General features: G+C 68.4%; 15 protein-coding genes. 3 read left to right on the forward strand and 12 right to left on the reverse strand.

Annotated features, from left to right (window positions below):
• Positions 1–76 precede the first annotated feature (76 nt).
• The 4 genes from ATO11_RS00075 to pepN form a co-directional block, all read right to left on the reverse strand.
• Positions 77–964 (reverse strand): 1-acyl-sn-glycerol-3-phosphate acyltransferase, encoded by an 888-nt coding sequence (locus ATO11_RS00075; protein WP_050528805.1) that lies wholly within the window; start codon positions 962–964, stop codon positions 77–79.
• 108 nt (positions 965–1072) lie between these two features.
• Positions 1073–1516: a hypothetical protein gene (locus ATO11_RS00080; protein ID WP_050528806.1), complete on the reverse strand. Its 444-nt coding sequence runs from the start codon at positions 1514–1516 to the stop codon at positions 1073–1075.
• Positions 1513–2259: an SDR family oxidoreductase gene (locus ATO11_RS00085; protein ID WP_050528807.1), complete on the reverse strand. Its 747-nt coding sequence runs from the start codon at positions 2257–2259 to the stop codon at positions 1513–1515. Before ATO11_RS00085 ends, ATO11_RS00080 begins: the two co-directional genes overlap by 4 nt.
• 4 nt (positions 2260–2263) lie before the next feature.
• Entirely contained in the window at positions 2264–4819 is a 2556-nt protein-coding gene (pepN, locus tag ATO11_RS00090) for an aminopeptidase N (RefSeq protein ID WP_050528808.1), read from the reverse strand.
• 77 nt (positions 4820–4896) lie between these two features.
• Here pepN and ATO11_RS00095 point away from each other — a divergent pair, with 77 nt between their 5' ends.
• Positions 4897–6396, forward strand: a complete 1500-nt coding sequence (locus ATO11_RS00095; RefSeq protein ID WP_050528809.1) for an FAD-binding domain-containing protein — start codon at positions 4897–4899, stop codon at positions 6394–6396.
• Positions 6393–6542, forward strand: a complete 150-nt coding sequence (locus ATO11_RS21080) for a DUF2256 domain-containing protein (protein WP_082176063.1) — start codon at positions 6393–6395, stop codon at positions 6540–6542. The genes ATO11_RS00095 and ATO11_RS21080 overlap by 4 nt, the downstream gene beginning before the upstream one ends.
• A gap of 617 nt (positions 6543–7159) precedes the next feature.
• Here ATO11_RS21080 and ATO11_RS00100 read toward each other — a convergent pair.
• A complete protein-coding gene (locus tag ATO11_RS00100; protein WP_050528810.1) occupies positions 7160–8164 on the reverse strand; it encodes a hypothetical protein in 1005 nt (334 codons plus the stop codon).
• Positions 8165–8265: 101 nt separating this feature from the next.
• Between ATO11_RS00100 and ATO11_RS00105 the strand changes: the two genes are divergently transcribed.
• A complete protein-coding gene (locus tag ATO11_RS00105) occupies positions 8266–8754 on the forward strand; it encodes a hypothetical protein (RefSeq protein ID WP_050528811.1) in 489 nt (162 codons plus the stop codon).
• Here the strand turns inward: ATO11_RS00105 and ATO11_RS00110 are convergent.
• The 7 genes from ATO11_RS00110 to ATO11_RS00140 are packed head-to-tail and all read right to left on the reverse strand — an operon-like array spanning position 8751 to position 15282.
• Positions 8751–9680 carry an AEC family transporter gene (locus ATO11_RS00110; RefSeq protein WP_050528812.1) on the reverse strand — a complete coding sequence of 310 codons (930 nt, stop codon included), beginning with the start codon at positions 9678–9680 and terminating at the stop codon, positions 8751–8753. The two genes, ATO11_RS00105 and ATO11_RS00110, sit on opposite strands and share 4 nt — an antisense overlap.
• A 4-nt stretch (positions 9681–9684) precedes the next feature.
• The gene (locus ATO11_RS00115) at positions 9685–10485 is read right to left on the reverse strand and encodes an MBL fold metallo-hydrolase (RefSeq protein ID WP_050528813.1); all 801 of its coding nucleotides are present in this window, start codon (positions 10483–10485) and stop codon (positions 9685–9687) included.
• On the reverse strand, positions 10485–11288 hold the full coding sequence (locus ATO11_RS00120; RefSeq protein WP_050528814.1) for a TatD family hydrolase: 804 nt from the start codon (positions 11286–11288) through the stop codon (positions 10485–10487). The genes ATO11_RS00115 and ATO11_RS00120 overlap by 1 nt, the downstream gene beginning before the upstream one ends.
• Positions 11285–12409 carry a DNA polymerase III subunit delta' gene (locus ATO11_RS00125; protein ID WP_050528815.1) on the reverse strand — a complete coding sequence of 375 codons (1125 nt, stop codon included), beginning with the start codon at positions 12407–12409 and terminating at the stop codon, positions 11285–11287. The genes ATO11_RS00120 and ATO11_RS00125 overlap by 4 nt, the downstream gene beginning before the upstream one ends.
• A gap of 7 nt (positions 12410–12416) precedes the next feature.
• A complete protein-coding gene (gene tmk, locus ATO11_RS00130) occupies positions 12417–13046 on the reverse strand; it encodes a dTMP kinase (protein WP_207382924.1) in 630 nt (209 codons plus the stop codon).
• On the reverse strand, positions 13043–14212 hold the full coding sequence (locus tag ATO11_RS00135) for a D-alanyl-D-alanine carboxypeptidase family protein (protein ID WP_050528817.1): 1170 nt from the start codon (positions 14210–14212) through the stop codon (positions 13043–13045). The genes tmk and ATO11_RS00135 overlap by 4 nt, the downstream gene beginning before the upstream one ends.
• Before the next feature lie 11 nt (positions 14213–14223).
• Positions 14224–15282, reverse strand: a complete 1059-nt coding sequence (locus ATO11_RS00140) for a D-alanyl-D-alanine carboxypeptidase (protein WP_050528818.1) — start codon at positions 15280–15282, stop codon at positions 14224–14226.
• Between the last annotated feature and the right edge of the window lie 13 nt (positions 15283–15295).

Below are 15295 nucleotides of genomic sequence, written 5' to 3' on the forward strand. Positions count from 1 at the left end.
CTAAAGGTGGATTTCGACTAAAATCTTCGCAGAAAGGTTGATGCGCGCCTGTGTCACCCGCTGCAGCGGATTCGCGTCAGGCGAGCCGGCGCGGCGCGCGGCGCGGGCCCAGCCATGCAGGGCGGCGAGTGTTGTCGACGAGCGAGACATCGGGCGCGCTGCCGCCGCCAAGCGCGAGCGTCCGGTCGCGCAGCAGGGCGATGCCGTCCTCGGACCGGGCGGGCAGGTCGCGGGCGGGTACGGGCGCGCCGATGGTGATGCGGAAGGGCTGGCGCGCCTTGTTCAGCGTTTCGTGAAACAGGGTAATGTCGCGCAGCGTCGGGTGCACGAGGTCGAACAGGTAGAAGAGCGCCGAGTTGCGGGCGCGGATGTTGATCGGGATCACCGGCAGGTCCAGCCGCCGCGCGATCATCGCCGCCGAGGCCATCCATGGCCGTTCACACAGGCGCAGGCCCCGGCGCTTGGCCAGCCGCCCGGACGGAAAGATCACGCCCAGCCGGCCCGCCTGCACCGCGCGGTGCACATAGGCCATCGTGGCGCGGGTCTTGGCGACGGTGCGCCGGTCGGCGCGCCACTCGACCGGGGCGATCATCTCTTCAAGCTGCGGCAGGACGCGCAGGATGTCGTGATTGGCAAAGAAATAGTGATCGGGCCGACGGTCGCGCAGGGCGTGGTACAGCATGATGCCGTCGGCGATCCCGGTGGGGTGGTTCGACACGACGAGCGCCGGGCCGCGCGCCGGGACATGTTTCAGCCCGGTGATGTCGACATCGTGGGCCAGCAGTTCGGCCATCGTGTCCATGATCGCGCGGCAGGGCATGTCGGCCATGGTGTCGGCCAGCGCCACGGTGCGCGGATAGCCCAGCAGTTTCATCAGCGCCGCGCGGCAGAGCGCGTGACCGGGACCCGTGCGGAACACCCACGGGGCGCGTTCTTCGATCAGGGGGTCGATCCGGTCCTGCATGATCCGATGAAAGCAAGATTCGGGTGACAACGGTATGACGACGGTCGGAAAGCCCGCCGTTTGGCAATCCTTTGCCGGATGCGCGACGCCCGTTCAAATATAGTTACCCTAGAGAAGCGCGAAGGCGTTCCGGCGCACGTCGAGCCCGCGGGCGCGGCAGGTGGCGTCGATCACGTCCTTGTCGGGTACGCATTCGGAGGGCAGGCGCAGCTTGCTGCCATCGCGCAGTTCCAGCGTCATGCGGGTCGACAAATCGAGCCGCGTGTCGAGCACGACGCGGGAGATGTCGGGCAGGGGCACGGTGCCTGTCTGCCCGGCGGTCGACCAGCCAAGCGCCCGGTCATCGAGCGACAGCGTGGCGACGTGGTTGCGGGCCATGTCCCAGACAGCGGGCAGGGTCACCAGCGCGCCGACGGCGAGGATGCCCCATGCCGCGTCGAGCAGTACCCGCGCCGCGCCCAGCCCGAACAGGACCGTGATCACCACGACGACGTTGCGCCGGGTGCGGGCGGGCCGTTCGAAGTGGAACGGCGGCGCGGGCGTGTCGGTCATCGTCCGCCGGTCACGTCGAGCGTGGTGGAGGTCACGTAGGACGCGCCGTCCGACAGGAGCCAGACGATCCCCTGCGCCACCTCCATGGCCGAGCCCGACCGGCCCATGGGCACCATGTGGGCGAGGCGTTCGGCGCGTCCCGGCTCGCCGCCCTTGGCGTGCAGTTCGGTGTCGATCAGGCCGGGGCGCACGGCGTTGACGCGGATGCCTTCCTGCCCGACTTCAAGCGCGAGGCCCTTGGTGAAGGTGTCGATCGCGGCCTTGGAGGCGGCGTAGTCGACATACTGGTTGGGCGAGCCGATATAGGCCGCCGCCGAGGAGATGTTCACGATGCTGCCGCCATGGCCGCCATGCTTGGTCGACATGCGGCGCACCGCCTGGCTGGCGCAGAGGATCGAGCCGGTCACGTTCACCGCCATGATGCGGGCGACGCGCTCGGCGGTGTAATCCTCGACCCGCTGGGTCATGCCGACGATGCCCGCGTTGTTGACGAAGCCGGTGAGGGGGCCCATGGCGTCCACCGCCTTGAACATGGCGGGGATGGCGTCGGGGTCGCCCACGTCGCCCGGCACGATCATCGCCTCGCGCCCGGCGGCGCGCACGTCGGCGGCGACGGCCTCGGCGGCGTCCTTGGACGACAGGTAGCCGATGGCGACGTTCCAGCCGTCGGCGGCGGCGAGGCGCGCGGTGGCGGCGCCGATCCCGGTGGAGGCGCCGGTGATGAAAAGGTTCTTTGCGGTCATTGTGTCAGGCCTTCAGGATGCGGGTGATCATTTCGGACGTGTCGCGCGACAGGTCCGGCTTGGCGAGGATGCGCTCCATCTGCGCGCGGGCATGGGCCTTGCGGCCCTCGTCATAGCGCGCCCATGTCTGGAACGCGGCGCACATGCGGGCGGTGGTCTGGGGGTTGAGGTCATCGAGCGTGATGAGCCAGTCCGCCAAGAGCGCATAGCCCGAGCCGTCGGCGCGGTGGAAGCCCGCGTGGTTCATGGCAAGCCCGCCCAGCGTGGCGCGGAAGCGGTTGGGGTTCTTCACGTCGAAATCGGGGTGCCGGGTCAGCGCCGCCGCGGTGGAGGCCGCGGCATCGGGCGCGGCGAAGATCACCTGCATCGAGAACCACTTGTCGATCACCAGCCGGTCGGCCTGCCACTGGTCGTAGAAGGCGGCGATGGCATCCTCGCCCCGTTTGGCCTGCAACAGGCAGCCGAAGGCGGCGAGTTGCTGGGTCATGTTGTCGGCCCCGTCGAACTGTGTCTGCGCCTGCGCGCCGCTGTCGAGCCGGGTGATGAGCGACAGGACCGCGTTGGCAAGCGACCGGTGCCCGGCAGAGGCCGCGTCGGGGCTGTAGGGGCCGTCGACCTGGTGCGCGGCGTAAAGCCCCGGCAGCGCGTCCTGCAGCTTTTCCGCCAGCGTCTGGCGCAGGGTTTCCTGCGCGTCATGGATCGCGTCGGGGTCGGGCACCGTGCCGCGCGCGTCGAGCGCCTGCGCCAGTTCCGAGGCCGAGGGCAGCGCGAGGATCAGGGCGCGGTAGGCGGGGTCGAGAGAGGTGTCGCGCAGGACCGCCGCGAGCCCGTCGAGATAGGCGCCCTGCGGTGCGGCCCCTTCGGTGACCATCGCGATCAGCGTGTCGCGCGCGAGGTTGCGGCCCGCGTCCCAGCGGGTGAACGGGTCGGTGTCATGCGCCAGGAGGAACGCCTGTTCGGAGGCGCTGCTCTCCCGATCCAGCACGACGGGCGCCGAGAAATCCCGCAGGATCGAGGGCACGGGCCGCGAGGAGAGCCCGTCGAAGGTGAAGGACTGGGTGGCCTCGGTCATCTCAAGAAGCGTGGTGGGCACGGTCTCGTCACCGTTGGGTGACAGAAGGCCCACGGCGATGGGCAGGACCTGCGGCAGCTTGTCTGACTGGTTGGCGTCGGGCGGCGTCGATTGCGTGAAAGTGAGCGTATAGGTGCCGTCCGCCCAGTCTTCGGCGACCGTCAGGTGCGGGGTGCCCGACTGGGTGTACCAGCGTTTGAACTGCGTGAGATCCCGCTCGGTGGCGTCCTCGAACACCTGCAGCCAGTCCTCGATCGTGCAGGCCTGCCCGTCGTGGCGGTCGAAATAGAGGTCGAGCGCGTTCTTGTACGCGTCGTCCCCCACCAGCCGTTTGAGCATGCTGATCACCTCGGCCCCCTTTTCGTAGACGGTCGCGGTGTAGAAGTTGTTGATCTCCTGGTACCGGTCGGGGCGGACGGGGTGGCTGAGCGGGCCCTGGTCTTCGGGGAATTGCCGCGCGCGCAGGTCGATCACGTCGCCGATCCGCTTGACCGGAGCGCTGCGCATGTCGGCGGTGAACTGCGCGTCGCGGAAGACGGTCAGCCCTTCCTTCAGGCACAGCTGGAACCAGTCGCGGCAGGTGATGCGGTTGCCGGTCCAGTTGTGGAAGTATTCGTGGGCGATGATTGCCTCGATCCGTTCGAAATTGCCGTCGGTCGCGGTTTCGGGCGAGGCGAGCACGGCGGCGGAGTTGAAGATGTTCAGCCCCTTGTTCTCCATCGCGCCCATGTTGAAGTCGTCGACCGCCACGATGTTGAAGACGTCGAGATCGTATTCGCGGCCATAGACCTCTTCGTCCCACGTCATCGAGCGTTTCAGCGCCTCCATCCCGAAGGCGCATTTGTGGGCGTCGCCCTCGCGCACCCAGATGTTGAGCGTGACCTCGCGGCCCGAGGCGGTGGTGAAGTGGTCGGGGTGGTTGACGAGGTGGCCCGCGACCAGCGCGAACAGGTAGGCCGGTTTCGGCCACGGGTCGTGCCATTCGGCCCAGCCGTCCCCTTCGCCCGCCGGGTTGCCGTTCGACAGAAGCACCGGCATGTTGGAATTGATGCGCACCGTGAAGGTGGCCATCACGTCGGGGCGGTCGGGGTAATAAGTGATCTTGCGAAAGCCCTCGGCCTCGCATTGCGTGCAATACATGCCGCCCGACATGTAGAGCCCTTCGAGCGCGGTGTTGTTCGCCGGGTCGATTTCGACCTCGGCCTCCCACGTGAAAGGCGCGTCGGGGACGGTGCAGGTGAGGCCGGTGTCGGTGATGTCGGGCGTGACGGGGGTGCCGTCGATCCTTGCCTCGATCAGGGTCAGTTTCTCGCCATGCAGGAAGAAGGTGCTGTCGGTCGCGTCGGGGTTGGGGCGGAAGTCGATCCGGCTTTTGACGCGGGTGGCGTTGGGCGAGAGGTCGAAGGTGAGGTGGACCGCGTCGATCAGGAAGCCGAAGGGCGTGTATTCGGACAGGTGGATCGTCTCTTGCGGGGCGGCGTCCTTCATGCGGTTTGCGTCCTTTCGTCCGGCTGGCGCGTTCTCGGTTCTGGCTTATGTCCTAGTGCGGGAAAGGAGGCGCTTCAATGTCGGGCGGTATCACGGTTCTCTGGTTCAAGCGCGATCTGCGGATTGCCGACCATCCGGCACTGGCGCGGGCGGCGGATCTGGGCCGGCCGGTGCTGGCGCTTTACATCGTGGAGCCGGGCCTCTGGGCCGAACCCGATGCCTCGGGCCGGCAATGGGATTTCGTGCGCGAGGCGCTGGGCGATCTGGCAGGGGCGCTGGCCGGGATCGGCGGGAAGCTGGTCGTGCAGGTGGGCGAAGCGGTGGAGGTGCTGGACGCTTTGCACCGCGACCACGGCATCGCGCATCTGGTGAGCCATCAGGAGACCGGGACGCTCTGGACCTATGACCGCGACCGGCGCGTGGCCGATTGGGCGAAAAGCGCGGGCGTCGCGTGGGACGAGGTGCAGCAGACGGGCGTCGTGCGGCGTCTGAACACTCGTGACACGTGGGCGGCGCAGCGCAACCGGTTCATGGCGCGGGAGCAGGTGGAAGTGCCGTCGGGCCTCACGTGGGTCGACGCACCGTCGGACCCGTGGCCCGACCTTGGCCTGCTCGATCACTGCCCCGAGCGGCAGGTGGGCGGGCGGCAGCAGGGGCTGTCGCTGTTGGGCGGGTTCCTGACCGAGAGGGGGAAGACGTACCGGTCGGCCATGTCCTCTCCCGTCGAAGGGGAATGGGCCTGTTCGCGCCTGTCGCCGTACCTGGCGTTCGGCTGCCTCAGCGGGCGGGAGGTCGTGCAGGCCACCGCCGCGCGGCAGGCAGAAGGGCCGGGGCGGGGCTGGGCCGGATCGCTCAAGTCGTTCCAGGCGCGGCTCGCATGGCGGGATCACTTTGTTCAGAAGCTCGAAGACATGCCCGATCTGGACCGGCGCAACATGCATTCGGGCTATGACGGGTTGCGCGGGACCGATCCGGAGCGGTTGCGGGCGTGGTGTGCCGGAGAGACGGGGGTGCCCTTCGTCGATGCCTGCATGCGGTATGTCTCGGCAACCGGCTGGCTGAATTTCAGGATGCGGTCGATGCTGATGGCGTTCGCGTCCTATCACCTGTGGCTCGACTGGCGGCAGACGGGCCTGCACCTTGCGCGGGTGTTCACCGATTACGAACCGGGCATCCACTGGGCGCAGACGCAGATGCAATCGGGCACGACGGGGATCAACACGCTGCGCATCTACAACCCGGTGAAGCAGGGCGGCGACCAGGATCCGACGGGCGTGTTCACCCGCCGTTGGGTGCCGGAGCTGGCGGAGGTACCCGACAAGTACCTGCAGGCGCCGTGGGGGTGGGAGGAGGCCGAGGGCCTCGCCTATCCGCCGCCCGTTGTCGACGTGGTCGAGGCGGCGCGGGAGGCGCGCGGCAGGATCTGGGCGGTGCGGCGCGGGCCCGAGTTCCGCGCCGAGGCCGACGAGGTGGTGCGCAAGCATGCCTCGCGCAAGGATCGCCATTTCGTCAACGACCGCGCGCCGCGCAAGCGGGCGGCGAAGAGGGATGGGCGGCAGATGGACCTCGGCCTGTGAGACGCGAGAGCAAGCGCGCGCCGAAGCCCGTGAAGGTCTGCGTGACCTGCGGGCGTCCGTTCGAGTGGCGGAAGAAGTGGGAGAAGGTCTGGGACGAGGTGAAGTATTGTTCCAAGGCTTGCGGGGCGGCTGCTCGCCGTAAGTGACCGGGGTGCGGACGGGCCGCGGTGCGTCGAACCGACGGGTGTGCTTCTTCCTTTATGCCAGCCAAGTCCTTGCGCCGCATCGGTGGTGTGCCAACCCCAGCCAGTTCGACGTGCCGTGCGGGCGGCCCGTCGAAGCGCGGCGGCCTGCGGCCTTGATTCCGCGCGGGGGCGGAGCGCGCGAAGGTTCGGATTGCTCGTTGGTGAACCGATTGCAAACGGGCCGCGGTGCGTCGATCCGACGGGAGTGCTGAGCGGTTTATCCTTGCCAAGTCCGCGTAATGCCCCAGCGATGCGCCAAGACCCGCCAAATCGACGTGCCGTGCGGGCGGCCCGTCGATGCGCGGCGGGCTAAAGCCCTTGATTCCGCGCGGGCGTGGGGTGTGTGATGTTTCCCTTTTGTTGATGTAGAGACGGGTGCAGACGGGCCGTGGTGCGTCGAACCATCGGGTCTGCTGAGCGATTTATCGTTGCCATGTCCGCGTGACGCCCAAGCGCTACGCCAAGACCAGCCAAATCGACGTGCCGGGGGGCGGCCCGTCGAAGCGCGGCGGCCTGCGGCCTTGATTCCGCGCGGGGGCAGCGGCCTGCGGCCTTGAGTCCGCGCAGGCGCGCAGCCCCTACCGCATCCAGAAACCTTCGCGCTTGATGCGGTTGCGGATGGCCTGTTCGCGGCGGGGCAGGTCGTCGCGGTCGAAAAGGGCGCGCACCTTCTGGCCGCGCCCCTGGTAGATCATCCGCTTCATCGGCTCGTACTGCTTGAGCACGCGCTTGATCTTGTGCGGCTCGGCCACTGACTCCAGCGTTTCGACCACCGCGTCGGCCTCCCGCGCGTATAGCAGCGGCAGCACGCGGTAATGGCAGGTCACCGACCCGTCGAGCAGGCCTGCGGGCAGCGTATCGCGCCCGCCGCCGAAGGAGTGGATCACCAGCGGCAGTGCCACCTGGTCGAGCCACGGGTCGAGCGGCTGGCAGACCAGCTCTTCGGGCGGGTCGTTGCGGATCGACAGGGCGTAGTCGAGGAACCGGGTGCCAAACTCGTGGGGGCAGCGGAAGAAGAAGAACCCGGCGTTGAAGTAGAGATAGCGCTGCCAGTATTCGTCGGGATGCGAGGTGTCGAGCGAGCTTTCGAAATCGAGCCCGAACCGGTCGTAGAGCGACTTCCACGTGGCGGTCGGGCCGGGGCCGTACAGCTCTTTCACCGGCCACGTGCCCTCGCGCCGCATGGACGCGGTGGGGCGGTCGAAATCGAAGGGCACGTCGCGCAGGTCGCCGGTGACCAGCGTGTCGGTGTCGAAGAACACGAAGGGCTCGCCCTCGGGCAGGGCCTGCAACATCTCGATCTTGTTGCCATAGGGGTATTCGGCGCCGAAATGGCGCGACTCGAAGGGCACGAATTCGGCTCCCAGTTCGGTCAGAAGCGCGCGGACGTCGCGGTTCGAGATGCCGGGATTGCCGGGCCAGCGCGGGCCGGGTTGCGGTTCGGCCACGAGCAGCTTGCCGGCAAAGCGCGGGCAGGCGCGCCGGAACGAGGCGGCGAACAGCACGGCTTCGTATTGCAGCCGCCCCGATTGCGCGACGATCGCGACGTTGAAGGGGCGCGGTTCGCCCTCGATCTTGGCCATGTTGTCCCGTCTGCCCGGTTTCGTGTTATTGTCCAAGACATATCCGAATGTCCCAGGCAACCCAAGGGTGATGCACGGGGAAGATGGCGAAGGGGTTAACCATGCTGCACCTGATCCTCGTTCTTTTGTCCTTTTCCGGGGTCGGTGCGGAACCCGCCGACACGGCGGTGGTCGAAGCCGCCGTGCAGGCGCCCGAAGGCGGCGTGACGCTGGAGGCCGAGGACCAGACGCCCACGGGCCGGTTCCTGACCGCGACCGAGGTGCGCCCGATCCTGAACGCGACCCGCGCGAACTGGATCGCGGTGCGCGACTTCAACGGGCAGGACCTTGTCTATGTCACGCATCTGTGGTCGTGGCGCTGCGGGCTTTTGCGGATCGAGGTGGCGATCAATGGCGGCGCGTTCGAGGACTGGCCGATGCCCGCCTGCCATGACGACACGTCCGCGCCGAACGCGATCCTGCCCGAGGACGGGTTGCCCTATATCGCCCATGCGGGCGGGTCGGTGAAAGAGGTCGCGGTGCGGATCACCTATGACGACCTGGGAACCGACGAGGCGCGGTTCGACGGCAAGGGGATGCTGCAGCCCTAGGGCAGGACCAAGAGCCACAGCCAGACCGACACGACCGACGCCCCCGTCGCGATCAGGACCGAGGACGCGGCGACGCGCTGGGCGCGGGCATACATCGTGGCAAAGAGGAACGCGTTCACGCCGGGCGGCATGGCGGCGGTGAGGACGGCGGCGCGCAGCTCTCCGACCGGCAGGCCGATGGTGGTGGTGATGCCAAAGGTCAGGGCGGGGTGCAGCACAAGCGACACGGCGCAGACGGCGAGGATCGTGGGCATGTCGCCTTCGGGGCGGTAGCGCACGAGGATGCCACCCAGACCGAAGAGTGCCGCGGGCAGGGCGGCGCGGCCCAGCATGTCGGCCGCGTCGTTCACCACGGCAGGCACGGGCAGGCCGGTGACGCTGACGATCAGGCCGGCGGTGATGCCGAGTATGATCGCGTTGGAAAACATCGCCTTGAGGATGCGGCGCAGCTGCTCGGGGCCGGGCGCGCCACGGGCGCGAAGCACTTCCATGCAGGTGATGCCGACGCCATAGCAGAAGGGCGCGTGGAAGGCGATGATGGTGAAGTTGGGCGTGAGGCTCGCCGCCCCGAAGGCGCGCTCCGATATGGGCAGGCCCAGAAGCACCGAATTGGCGAAGAGGCAGACGAACCCGATCGCCACCGCGTCCTCGGTCCCGCGCCCGAAGACCAGCCGCGCCATGGCAAAGCCGGTGGCGAAGATCAGCAGCGCCCCGGCATAATACCCGCCCAGGAGCGGCAGGTTGACGAAGTCGCGCACGGCAAGGTCCGACACGGCGCGGAACAGCAGGCAGGGGATCGCGAATTTCTGGGCGAAGGTCATCAGCCCGTCGGTCACCGCGTCCGAGATGATGCCGCGCGCGCGGGCGACATAGCCGAAACCGATCACCAGGAAGACGGGCAGCACGACCTGGAGAAGCGCGCCCATCGGGTCAGTCGGCGGGAAGGGTCAGGACCAGCCCGTCATGGGCGGGTTCCACATGCGCGGGCGTCTCGTTCAGGACGGTGTCGTAATCGAGGTCGATATGCATGTTGGTCAGGACCGCACGCGCGGGCGCGGCATCGGCGATCCAGCCGAGCGTCTTGGCAAGATGCGCGTGCGTCGGGTGCGGATCGCGGCGGAGCGCGTCCACCACCCAGATGTCGAGGTCGCGCAGGTGCGTCCAAGAGGCCTCGGGGATCTCGGACACGTCGGGCACGTAGGCCAGCCCGCCGATGCGGAAGCCGAGGCAGCCGATGGTGGAATGGTCCACGTCGAAGGGGGTGAAGGGGATCGCCCCGCCCGCGCCGTCGATCTCGAACGGGCCGTCGATGGTGTGCAGGTCGAGGATCGGCGGGTAGGCCGAGCCCTTGGGCTGCACGAAGGCGTAGCCGAAGCGCGAGATCAGGTCATCCTGCGTGTCGCCATCGGCCCAGACGGGCAGGCGGCGGCGCATGTTGAAAACAATCATGCGCAGATCGTCCAGCCCGTGCACGTGATCGGCGTGCTGGTGGGTGTAGACGACGGCGTCCAGCTCTCCCACGCCCGCGTCGAGGAGTTGCGCGCGCATGTCGGGCGAGGTGTCGATCAGGACGCGGGTGGTGCCCGTGTCCGTGACCCGTTCCACCAGCATGGAGCAGCGGGTGCGGCGGTTCTTGGGGTTGGCGGGGTCGCAATCGCCCCAGTGACCGCCAAGGCGGGGCACGCCGCCGGATGACCCGCATCCGAGGATGGTGAAGCGGAACTCGGCCATCAGGCGGCTTGCGCCCAGTCGGCGGCCTTGGAAAAGAGCCGGTCGAAATTGGCCTCGGTCGCGGCGGCGAAGTCTTCGAGCGACATGTCGAAGATCTCGGCCCCCTTGGCGGCGGTGTGCGCGACATAGGCCGGTTCGTTGCGCTTGCCGCGATAGGGCGGCGGCGCGAGGTAGGGGCTGTCGGTTTCGACAAGGATGCGGTCAAGCGGAGCGGCGGCGAAGATGTCGCGCAGGGCTTGGCTTTTGGGGAAGGCGGCGATGCCGGACATCGACAGGTAGAAATCGAGGTCGAGCGCGGCGCGGGCAAGCTCTGCCCCCGAGGAAAAGCAGTGCATGACGCAAGCGTAGGCGCGTTCCCTGAAGCGCTGCGTGAGGATTGCCGCCATGTCGTCATCGGCGTCGCGCGCATGGATGATGAGCGGCAGCCCGGTTTCCTGCGCGGCGGTGATGTGGAGGTGCAGGCTTTCCTTCTGCACCTCGGCGCTGTCGGCGGTGTAGTGATAATCGAGCCCGGTCTCGCCAATTCCCACCATCTTGGGGTGGCGGGCCAGCGCGATCATCTGGTCGACGGTCGCCATCGGTTCTGACGCCGCGCTCATCGGATGGGTGCCCGCGGCATAGAAGACGGGGCCGTGCGCCTCGGCCAGTGCGCGGACCTGCGGTTCGAGCCGCAGTTTGGTGCAGATGGTGACCATGCGGTGCACGCCCGCATCCGCCGCGCGCGCAACGAGCGCGGCATGCTCGCCGTCGAAATCGGGGAAATCGATGTGGCAGTGGCTGTCGGTCAGGAGTGGCAGGGTCATGTCAGCGCCCGGTTCGGGTCCTGGAGTTTCAGAAGCGTATCCAGCACCAGCGCGGCGGGGTCAAGGTTCACCGCGCGCCCGTGACGCAGGCGCGCGCCCTGTGTCTGGGCAAGCTGCGCCCATGCCCGGCCCGAGGCGGCATCGGGCGCAAGGCGGACCATCAGCGTCGCCTCTCCCGGTGCGGCCTGCTGCGCGGGCGGGATACCCGCCGCCCCGGTGCGCGCGAGGCGGGCGAGGAACAGGTCCATCATGTCCAGGAACATGTCGAACCGCGCCTCTTTCCCGCGCTGGGCGACGTGATCGGCCAGTGCCAGCGCCTGACGGCGATCGATGCGGGGCAGGGTGCCCGCGAGCTTGACGATGGCCGCGTAAAGGTCGAGCCCGCCACCGTCGATCAGGCGGATCGCGGTGCCGACCGATCCGCCCGACAATTCCGCCACGGCCACGGGGTTGTCCACCGTGACCTCGGCCTGGTCGAGCGCGCGGGCCATGTCATCGGGGCCGAGCGGCGCAAGGCGCAGGGTGCGGCAGCGCGAGCGGATCGTGGGCAGAAGCCGCGAGGGCGCGTGCGAGATCAGCAGCAGGACGGCGTTCGCGGGCGGCTCTTCGAGCATTTTCAGGAGCGCGTTGGCAGCGGAGGTGTTCAAGAGATCGGCGCTGTCGACGATGACGACCCGCCGCCCGCCCTCGGTCGCGGACAGGTGGAAGAACCCGGCGAGGTCGCGCACGTCCTCGACCACGATCTCGGTCCGGGGGCGGCCGGTCTTTTCGTTGACGGTCGGGCGCACCAGTTTGAGGCTGGGTTCCGACCCGGCGAGGATGCGGCGCAGGACGGGGTGGTCGGGTGGCAGGTCGAGCGACGTGGCGGGTTCGGGCGCACCGAAGAGCCCGCCGCCATCGTCGGGCGGGTTGGCGATCAGGTGGGCCGCGATCTTCCATGCGAGCGTCGCCTTGCCGACGCCCTGCGGCCCGGTCAGCAGCCAGCCGTGGTGCAGCCGGCCCGATCCCAGCGCGTCGAGAAACGCCGCCTCTGCCGCGTCCTGCCCGAAAAGGCGGGCGGTTTCGCGGGGATGCGGGGCGCCGTCGATGCGGTCGGGTTCGTAAAGCTCGGGCTCGGCCATGGGAGCCTTATGGCAAGGCGGGGCGCACGGCGTCCAGCACCGCGGCGGCCACGCTGTCTTCATCCGCGCGGCCATCGATGACGCGGAACCGTTCGGGTGCTGCGGCGGCGAGTTCGAGAAAGCCGTCGCGCATGGTGCGTTGCAGGTCGAGGCCGAAATCCTCGAACCTCTCCTCGTCTCCCTGCCGCCCCTTGGCACGGGCGAGGCCGGTTGCGGGATCCATGTCGATCAGGATGGTGAGGTCGGGTTCGCGGCCGATCATCAGGTCGTGCAGCGCGTCGACCAGCACCCGGCGATCCCCGCGCGACGCGCCCTGGTAAAGACGCGTGCTGTCGGCGAAGCGGTCGCAGATCACCACCTGGCCCGCCGCCAGCGCCGGCAGGATGCGCCGCTCCATGTGGTCGCGGCGGGCGGCGGTGAAGAGCAGGATCTCGGTCTCGGGCGACCAGCGGTCGGGATCGCCCTGCAGCACGAGCGCGCGGATTTCCTCGGCCCCCGGAGAGCCGCCCGGTTCGCGTGTCAGGTCGACGGTATGGCCCATCGCGCGCAGGGTGTCGGCCAGACGCCGCGCCTGCGTGGATTTGCCTGACCCGTCGATCCCTTCGAAACTGACGAAGAGGCCGGTCTTTTTCGTCAAAATGCGCCCTCGTTGCCTTCGCGCAGGCGGTCGAGCACGACCTGGCCCACGGTGGTGATGCGTTGCATGAACCCGGCATGGGCCACGTCCGCCTCGGCCACAAGGGGGATTTTCTGTTCCGGCAGGCCCTGCGGCTTGATCAGCAGCACCGCGACCGGGTCGCCGCGCCGGATGGGGGCCGACAGCGGGCCTTCGTAGACAACCTCGGCCTCGACTTTGTCGCCGCCCAGAACCGGCAGCAGCAGGCGCACGTTTTCGTGCGGCACCAGCCCGACGGAGGGCTGGTCGCCCATCCAGACCTCGGCCTCGGCCACGCGCTGGCCGGCGGCGACCACGTCCTTTTCGGCGAACTGGCGGAAGGCCCAGTTGACGATGGCTTCGGATTCCTCGGCGCGGGCGCGTTCGCTGTCCAGCCCCGAGATGACGAAGACCACGCGCCGGTCGCCCTGCTTGGCGGACCCGACAAGGCCGTATCCCGCCTCTTGCGTATGCCCGGTCTTGAGCCCGTCGGCACCGATGCCGAGGCCCAGAAGCGGGTTGCGGTTGTTCTTGTTCTGCGGCGCGCGCCCGTCGAACAGGAACTCCCGTTCCGAGAACATCGGGTAGAATTGCGGGAAATCGAGGATCAGCCGGTTGGCCAGCAGCGCAAGGTCGCGCATCGACATGAAATGTCCGGTGGCGGGCCAGCCGTTGGAGTTGCGGAAAGAGGAATTGGTCATGCCCAGTTGCTGCGCGCGCTGGGTCATGAAGCGGGCGAACCCGGCCTCGGTCCCGTCGGGGCTGAGCGCCTCGGCGATGACGGCGGAGGCGTCGTTGCCCGACAAGACGACGATGCCGCGGATCAGGTCCTCGACCTTCACGCGGTCACGGGTGTTGAGGAACATGGTCGAGCCGCCGTAATCCATCGCGTGCTGCGACACGGGCAGCTTTTCGTCGAGCGACAGGCGGCCATCGCGAATCGCCTCGAACGCGACGTAGAGCGTCATCAGTTTCGACATGGATGCAGGCGGCAGCGGTTCGTCGGCGTTCTTGTTCAGAAGCACCGTGCCGGTGGACTGGTCGAGCACGAAGGCGGCCTTGGCGCGGGTTTCGAAGGCGGCCGCGGAGGCGGCGAGCGCGATCAGAAGGGACAGGGCGGCAATGGCCCGTGTCAGCAGTCTTGGCATGTCGGTCCTCGTCAGTCGGGGTAGGCTACGGGATATGCGTCAGTAAAGCCCCCGGAGTTCACCAAATTCAAGGCATCGGCAAGTCCCGTTCGCGTGAGCAGCGGACCGACGGTCACGGACCAGAGCGGTTTTCCCGCCGATCCCCGATTATTAACGGTGGTTTCGAGCCCCGCCTCGCCGAGGCGGCGGGCGGAGTTCCGCGCATTCTGTTCCACCCCGAAGACGCCGACCTGAAGGTACGGCGTGGGCGTGAGGGTGGAGAGGTCGGCTGGTGGCGGTGCATCGTCGCGCCATGCCTCATGGTCCGGTGCGGGCGTGTTCGGTCGTGCGAAGGCCCAGTCGACAAGCGCACGGGCGGTGTCGCGGCGCGCGCTTTCGGTGCGCAGGCCGGTCATGGCAAAGAGGATCTCGCGCCCGTCGCGGGTGACAGAGCCGGTCAGGCCGTGCCCCGATGCGCGGGTGAACCCCGTCTTCATCCCGTCCGCGCCCGCCACGTCCTGCAGCAGCGGGTTGCGGTTGCGGGTGTGGGCGAGAGCGCGGCCATCGAAGGTGTACGAAGGCTTGGCACAAAGGCGCGCGGTGGCGGGGTCAGAGCGGCGCAGGTGGTGGGCCAGCGCCACGAGGTCGCGCATCGACATCATCTGGCCGGGCGAGGGCAGGCCGCTGGCATTGTCAAACGCCGAACGGGTGAGGCCGAGTTCTGCGGCTCGGATGGTCATGGCGCGGGCAAACCCGGCCTCGGTGCCGTCGGGCGAGAGCGTTTCGGCCAAGGCGGTGGCGGCGTCGTTGGCCGACAGGACGCCCGCGCCGTGCATGAGGTCGATGAACGGTATCTGTTCGCCCGGTTGAAGGGCAAGCGTGGCACCCCCGCGTGATGCGGCGTGGTCGGAGATGGTAACCGGGGTGCGTGCGTCGATGCGGCCCGCGCGCAGGGCTTCCCCGGCAAGCGTGAGGGTCATCAGTTTCGACATCGACGCGGGCGGCAGGGGGCGGTGCGCGTCCCGATCCCAAAGGATGCGGCCCGCGGTCACGTCCACGACGTAGAGGGCGCGGGCGTCTTGCGCGATCATGTGCGAGACTCGG

Origin of the sequence: Pseudaestuariivita atlantica (assembly GCF_001205715.1) — a bacterium.
Taxonomy (GTDB): domain Bacteria; phylum Pseudomonadota; class Alphaproteobacteria; order Rhodobacterales; family Rhodobacteraceae; genus Pseudaestuariivita; species Pseudaestuariivita atlantica.

Bases quoted from the DNA above. Each gene is read 5' to 3' on its own strand.
- ATO11_RS00075 (WP_050528805.1), bottom strand. From the start codon at position 964: ATGCAGGACCGGATCGACCCCCTGATCGAAGAACGCGCCCCGTGGGTG.
- ATO11_RS00080 (WP_050528806.1), bottom strand. From the start codon at position 1,516: ATGACCGACACGCCCGCGCCGCCGTTCCACTTCGAACGGCCCGCCCGC.
- ATO11_RS00085 (WP_050528807.1), bottom strand. From the start codon at position 2,259: ATGACCGCAAAGAACCTTTTCATCACCGGCGCCTCCACCGGGATCGGC.
- pepN (WP_050528808.1), bottom strand. From the start codon at position 4,819: ATGAAGGACGCCGCCCCGCAAGAGACGATCCACCTGTCCGAATACACG.
- ATO11_RS00095 (WP_050528809.1), top strand. From the start codon at position 4,897: ATGTCGGGCGGTATCACGGTTCTCTGGTTCAAGCGCGATCTGCGGATT.
- ATO11_RS00100 (WP_050528810.1), bottom strand. From the start codon at position 8,164: ATGGCCAAGATCGAGGGCGAACCGCGCCCCTTCAACGTCGCGATCGTC.
- ATO11_RS00105 (WP_050528811.1), top strand. From the start codon at position 8,266: ATGCTGCACCTGATCCTCGTTCTTTTGTCCTTTTCCGGGGTCGGTGCG.
- ATO11_RS00110 (WP_050528812.1), bottom strand. From the start codon at position 9,680: ATGGGCGCGCTTCTCCAGGTCGTGCTGCCCGTCTTCCTGGTGATCGGT.
- ATO11_RS00115 (WP_050528813.1), bottom strand. From the start codon at position 10,485: ATGGCCGAGTTCCGCTTCACCATCCTCGGATGCGGGTCATCCGGCGGC.
- ATO11_RS00120 (WP_050528814.1), bottom strand. From the start codon at position 11,288: ATGACCCTGCCACTCCTGACCGACAGCCACTGCCACATCGATTTCCCC.
- ATO11_RS00125 (WP_050528815.1), bottom strand. From the start codon at position 12,409: ATGGCCGAGCCCGAGCTTTACGAACCCGACCGCATCGACGGCGCCCCG.
- ATO11_RS00135 (WP_050528817.1), bottom strand. From the start codon at position 14,212: ATGCCAAGACTGCTGACACGGGCCATTGCCGCCCTGTCCCTTCTGATC.
- ATO11_RS00140 (WP_050528818.1), bottom strand. From the start codon at position 15,282: ATGATCGCGCAAGACGCCCGCGCCCTCTACGTCGTGGACGTGACCGCG.